Here is a 5,856-nt window from a genome sequence, read left to right as displayed (position 1 = left end):
GTCTGCATCGCTATAATTTTTGCTGCTTTTATAAACAGCATTTGAAAGATTACCCATAATAACCCCTTGCGATTAAAATTATCAAAATTGATTTGGCAACGACATCATTGTTCTCTTTTTAAAAGAACGCAAAAGTTGTTCACTTATGCTAATACTACTTTAGCGTGTAATTTTATAATCGCAATTGTTTTTTTATTGTTATGGTAAAACTTCTTGTTATAAGATATAGTTTCACCTCTAAAACGCCTTTGCAACACGCCCTTTAGCCTATGAAATGTTTGAAAAAACTTTCTCTTCACTTTTCATGACAAAACAGCAAAAAAAATGATCAGACAAAACAAATGTTGTTTTTTTTGATGACCGATTCCGTTTCCTTTTCAATTGAGAAATTTATTTATGTTTTCAGCTTTACAACACAACCAATAAGTGTAATTTACAAATATTAAAGCATCCTAACTGAATGCAAACTGAATAAAAAAGAATCATCTAAGTTTTAAAGGCGCAAAAAGAAACAGCAAAAAACGACAAGAGTGATTGAAGCAAACGCAACAAACGTGTAAAGAAATAACAGCATTATGAAATCGTCGCACAAAGCTTTTTACCAGTGTCGCACTGAGAAAGAAAATGATCATGGATAGCAAGATTGTTCAACAGAATGAGATTCTTCAGGATGATATTCTCATTGAAAAACACGGAAGAGGTAAATTTGAAGGTTTTCGTTTTTATGCCAACAAAAACAATCCTGATCAAACGACTGAGAATCAAATTTCGACAGAAACAAAGAATGAAGATTTGATTCTTGCTTTTTCCAAACGCGCAACACGTTTTTGTGCTTGTGCAAATGGAGATCTTACTCTTAGTTCTGATGGAATTGTGCGCTGGATTGGTCAACCGGTAGGACAACTTATAGCAACAGAAGATTTTTTCAAACCAAAACTAATAGTTTTAGCAGATGCACAACTCACGGGAGAATCCCGCGATAATGTTATGAAACGATTAGAGCGCTTTGTAACCTTTCATTTTGAAACAACTTTAAAACCCCTGTTTGATTTGCGCCATGCTGATAATTTGACAGATTCAACAAACAGTCTTGCCTTACAACTGGTTAACTCTTTAGGGATTTTACCACGCCGTGAAGTTTTAGACATTGTCAAAAGCCTTGCGCAAGAATCACGTGCCGTGCTTCGTCGTCTAGGCGTACGTTTTGGCGCTTTTCATATCTATGTTGCAGGAATGCTTAAACCCGCTCCCGTCCAAGCCATTACCCTCCTGTGGAATCTTCAAAATGTGGGACAAGACCAAACTGGTTTGGGTGAAATTTTTGCAGCATTATCTGCTGGTCGAACCTCTTTGATTATTGACCCTACCTATAACCGCCAATTTTATCAATTAGCCGGTTACCGAATTTTAGGACAACGTGCAGTACGAATTGATATTTTAGAACGTCTTGCCAATCTTATCCGCCTTGCTCTTCATTGGAAACAAGGAAGTACTCCCAAACCCGATGGTGCCTATGACGGCAAAAGTTTTTTTATTACACCAGCCATGATGTCCATTCTTGGAGCCAATGGAAATGATATGGAAGAAATCCTCAAAGGACTTGGCTATCAATCGTGCAGCATAAGCAATGTTGTTTTTGAACAAAATCTCCTTACACATAAAGCCTCTTCCCCTATCAATGGAACAACGCAAGATGTTTCTGCAGCAGAATGCGTTGGCAGCCAATGGCAAACAATCAGTATTTCAGAAACAACACAAGAAGAAAAGAGGACTTCATCTTCTAACCTTTCATCCTCTTGTGTTGGAAATCACACCAATCACACCTATCGTTTACCAACAGCTGAACCTGTTGGAAATTTTGCCAAGCCTCCCTTCCCAGCAACGGAAGATAAGGTTGTTTTATTATGGCATTATAAGCATCAATTTCACCACAACGCACAAAAAAAACGTGATAAATCTGGAAATAAGTGGCAAAATAAACCGAAGAGCGCTGTAGAAAAAGGAGAAAACAGGAATGAAAGTTCTCCTCACGAAGTACCATTACAAACAAAACGTTCTCATAAGTTCCACAAATCCCAAGGCAAACGTGCGAATCATAAACCTTTTCAAAAAGAAAAGATCCCTAATCCTGATTCACCTTTTGCAAAATTAGCTGTGCTACGTAATAAACTTGTAAGTAATAAAGATACAGAAGCACTTTCCTCCAAAGATCACTAAAATAATAAATGGAGGTAGATATTGACTCATGTAGTAACTGATAATTGCATTCATTGCAAATATACTGATTGCGTTGAAGTTTGCCCTGTCGATTGTTTTTATGAAGGTGAAAATATGCTTGTCATTCACCCTGATGAATGTATCGATTGTGGTGTGTGCGTGCCGGAATGTCCGGCGGAAGCCATTATCCCTGACACCGAACCAGGGCTCGAAAAGTGGTTAGAACTTAATCTTAAATATGCGAACAAATGGCCTAATTTAACGTCCCGCAAAGACCCTCTTCCTCAAGCAAAAGAAATGGATGGCGTTCCAAACAAATTAGAAAAGTATTTTTCAGAAAATCCAGGAAGTGGCGAGTAGTAATGATACAGTGTACAGCTCCTTCTTTCAACAATTGAAAGACTTTTCTCGTAAAAATAAAAAAATCCTTAAGCGAAATGATTGATTCTTTTGATATTTGATGTTAGTGTTATTTTAACATGATCATCTTTCTAAGTATTTTTCTTTACTTTTTGTAGTAAAGCGATGTATTTTCGTTGGATTTAAAAGTATGCGGCTTTTATGCTCACTTAATTGATACAATATACTTGGCTAAAGAAAACTCAACCCTCAGGTTTATAACCTGTTTTCCGATACATTTGTTGATCATAAGGGAGTAAACTAAAATATGGCATCCCAACATGGAACGTCCTCCAAGACTAAAGAATTTGCAACCTCTGAATATATCGTTTACCCTACGCATGGAGTAGGACAGATTATAGCGATTGAAGATCAGGAAGTTGCAGGACACAAATTAAAACTTTTTGTCATTCATTTTGCGAAAGATAAAATGGATGTCAAAGTCCCCATTGCAAAAGCCCTTTCTGTTGGAATGCGTAAATTATCTGCTGGTGATTCCGTTGAACGCGCCTTAAAAATCTTACATGGGAAAGCACGTGTTAAACGAACCATGTGGTCACGCCGTGCACAAGAATATGATGCTAAAATCAACTCAGGAGATCTTATTTGCATCGCCGAAGTGGTCCGTGATCTTTTCCGCTCTAACCTACAGCCTGAACAATCCTACTCTGAACGTCAACTTTATACTGCTGCTCTTGAAAGAATGGCCCGCGAAATTGCGGTTATTAATAGTATTTCTGAAACAGAAGCGATCAATCTCATAGAAATGCATCTCTCCAACAAGCCAAAACGTGAATTTAAAACTGAGAGAGAAGAAACAGATGAAGATAGCAAAGCTGTCTACGCTGCATAATACACTCCTTTCATCATAACCAGATATTTTGATAAAACCAGCAAAGAGCTGGTTTTATTTTTTGAGCATCCTTTGTCCCTTTAAGGATGAAGTTTTTAATCAGCGCCCCAATCTGTAAACAGTCTAAAACTTGTCTGTAAGATCCACCTACGGCCTCCTCATTTTCTTATCTTTACAGATAAACATTGATTTATAATGATAAGTAGATGTTGTTCATATTAAATTAGATCCTCAAATAACGTTTTTTGGGGTGGTTATAACCCATGTAAGACTTGAAGCATGAAGTGTTTTTTATGAGAATATATGATCAATATTTAAGGCAATGGTTTTTGTCCATAGAGCTTATATTTGTGACATACATTTCTCAGTGAAAGAATGTGATCTTTGCCAATATCGCATTGACGAATAAAAATAATCCTTTGTTTTGCGCTTTGAACGAAAAGCTTATCGTGGGATTGTCTCATTTCACATCTGTTCTATGTTGAATTAATTACAATCTATTTTCCTACACATTATAAGTGGAGATGACATGGAGGTAAAAACTATATAAGAAAGCAAAAAAATATCTGTAATAAACGCTTTCAAATGCAAGACTTAATTGCGATATTGGGGGCTTAAGTGTATGGAGAGTGCCAGCGTGCTCGCTTATAAGCAGAAAAAAGAAAATGGGCAAAATAGAAGATGTACTTATTCAATAAGCTTCAGTCCTTGTGATGATAAGGCACATGAGACTTTTCTATGAGTGTCATGCTTTCTTTTTATATTTTAAGCGAAGAATTGTTCATATATTTTTCTGATCTTTATGGATATAAAGGATTTATTACGAACAGCTTATAAAAATAAGAAAACATATAATTAGATGTGTCATGCATGGGATTTCACAAAATATTTTATCAAAGTCGGTAGGGCGCTCCAATCCATAGCTGATTTGTTAATGGTTTTATGGTATTGCTGACCTTATAAAGTTTGTGCTTTTTTGTTGTCTATGGATTAATATCCACTTCTTAGCAGTATGTTCTAAACAAAGATTGAGACTCTTAAAGGCTTTATGATTTCGTTTCAGACTTTATGTATCCGATTGGCGTAAGAATATTGAATCTATCTTTTTGTGTAATCTGCATAACGAGAATATCGCCTTATTTTGGAAATAATATGAAGTTGTAAGGATGAATGCCAACGTTTATTCTTATTGTTATTTTTTAATTTAGCTTTACAGCTTTCAAAAGTATCTAAAGGGATGTCTTTTAAAGAATGGAGATTGCTTCACGCTTTTACTTATCACGTTCTGGGGGTATGCTTCTTATGCAAAATAAAACGATCAAGATAAAATATGCTTGTGTTGTACATTCACATGTTTTTTTAAGAAATATTTCTTAATGTTTGTTGTAGCTATTTTATAACGGCGATTATGAATGGTATAATGGTAAAGTTTTAGTGAGGTGTATAAACTTCATAGGGTGTTGTCGTCGTTATACTTTATAAAAGAGCAAGCTGTCACTTTCATTATATACTCTATTTGTCAGCCACCATGTTGCCTAAAGCTTTTGGCACTTGAGATAGTTCGTTACGGGTATTTTTTGTTTTCTTATATAGTTTTTACCTCCATGCCATCCCCACTTATAATGTGTAGAAAAATAGATTGTAATTAATTCAACATAGAACAGATGTGAAATGAGATAATCCCACGATAAGCTTTTCATTCAAGGCGCAAAACAATGGATTATTTTTATTCTTGCCTTTTACCTTCTCCAGAAGAGAATTCTTTAAGAATCTTCTTAAGAAAATGATTCCATTACTAAAATAACTTATATCGATACCAATGAAAAACTCTTCACTCAGTCATCATAAAAGAACTGTATACGAATAATCCTTTATAACTTCTCAAAAAAACGAGAAAATCATCTCCAACAATGGAATCATTTTCTATGGAAAAACCTTAAGCCCCACACACTCATCTTAAAGCGAAAAGACACGCTTTGCCCACGCATATCGCCGATATATCAAAGGAAGCATAACCTCTGGAAGAGAGATAAAAACACTAAAATCTTAACCACTAAAACGGAACGTCCACGATACATTCCCGTTTTTAAACCAATGCGATGAGGGCGACGCAAGGGCGCCTCAACATCCATCTTAAAGCGAAAAGACACGCTTTGCCCACGTATATCGCCGATATATCAAAGGAAGCATAACCTCTGGAAGAGAGATAAAAACACTCAATCCTTAACAACTAAAACGGAACGTCCACGATACATTCCCGTTTTTAAATCAATATGATGAGGGCGACGCAATTCACCAGAATTTTTATCCTCGATATAAGTCGGCGCCTTCAGAGCATCAGCCGAACGGCGCATGCCCCTCTTCGCTGGAGAGGTTTTTCGTTTAGG

The 5,856-nt window shown here is 36.1% G+C and carries 4 protein-coding genes; 3 read left to right on the top strand and 1 reads right to left on the bottom strand.

Annotation, left to right across the window (positions count from 1 at the left end):
- Positions 1-624 precede the first annotated feature (624 nt).
- The 3 genes from ACFIO3_RS07545 (at position 625) to ACFIO3_RS07535 (ending at position 3,469) form a co-directional block, all read left to right on the top strand.
- Positions 625-2,217 (top strand): hypothetical protein, encoded by a 1,593-nt coding sequence (locus ACFIO3_RS07545; RefSeq protein ID WP_375608406.1) that lies wholly within the window; start codon positions 625-627, stop codon positions 2,215-2,217.
- 21 nt (positions 2,218-2,238) lie between these two features.
- Positions 2,239-2,577, top strand: coding sequence for a ferredoxin FdxA (gene fdxA, locus ACFIO3_RS07540; RefSeq protein WP_375608405.1), 339 nt, complete (start codon positions 2,239-2,241; stop codon positions 2,575-2,577).
- Between the two features lie 307 nt (positions 2,578-2,884).
- Complete coding sequence (locus ACFIO3_RS07535; protein ID WP_375608404.1) at positions 2,885-3,469, top strand: CarD family transcriptional regulator; 585 nt, start codon at positions 2,885-2,887, stop codon at positions 3,467-3,469.
- 2,216 nt (positions 3,470-5,685) lie between these two features.
- On the opposite strand, the gene rpmF is transcribed toward ACFIO3_RS07535, so the two are convergent.
- On the bottom strand, positions 5,686-5,856 hold a 171-nt coding region (gene rpmF, locus ACFIO3_RS07530), incomplete at its 5' end, for a 50S ribosomal protein L32 (RefSeq protein ID WP_375704270.1).

It is taken from the genome of Bartonella sp. AD328YNZD, assembly GCF_042196425.1.
This window is presented reverse-complemented; position numbering and strand designations above follow the sequence as displayed.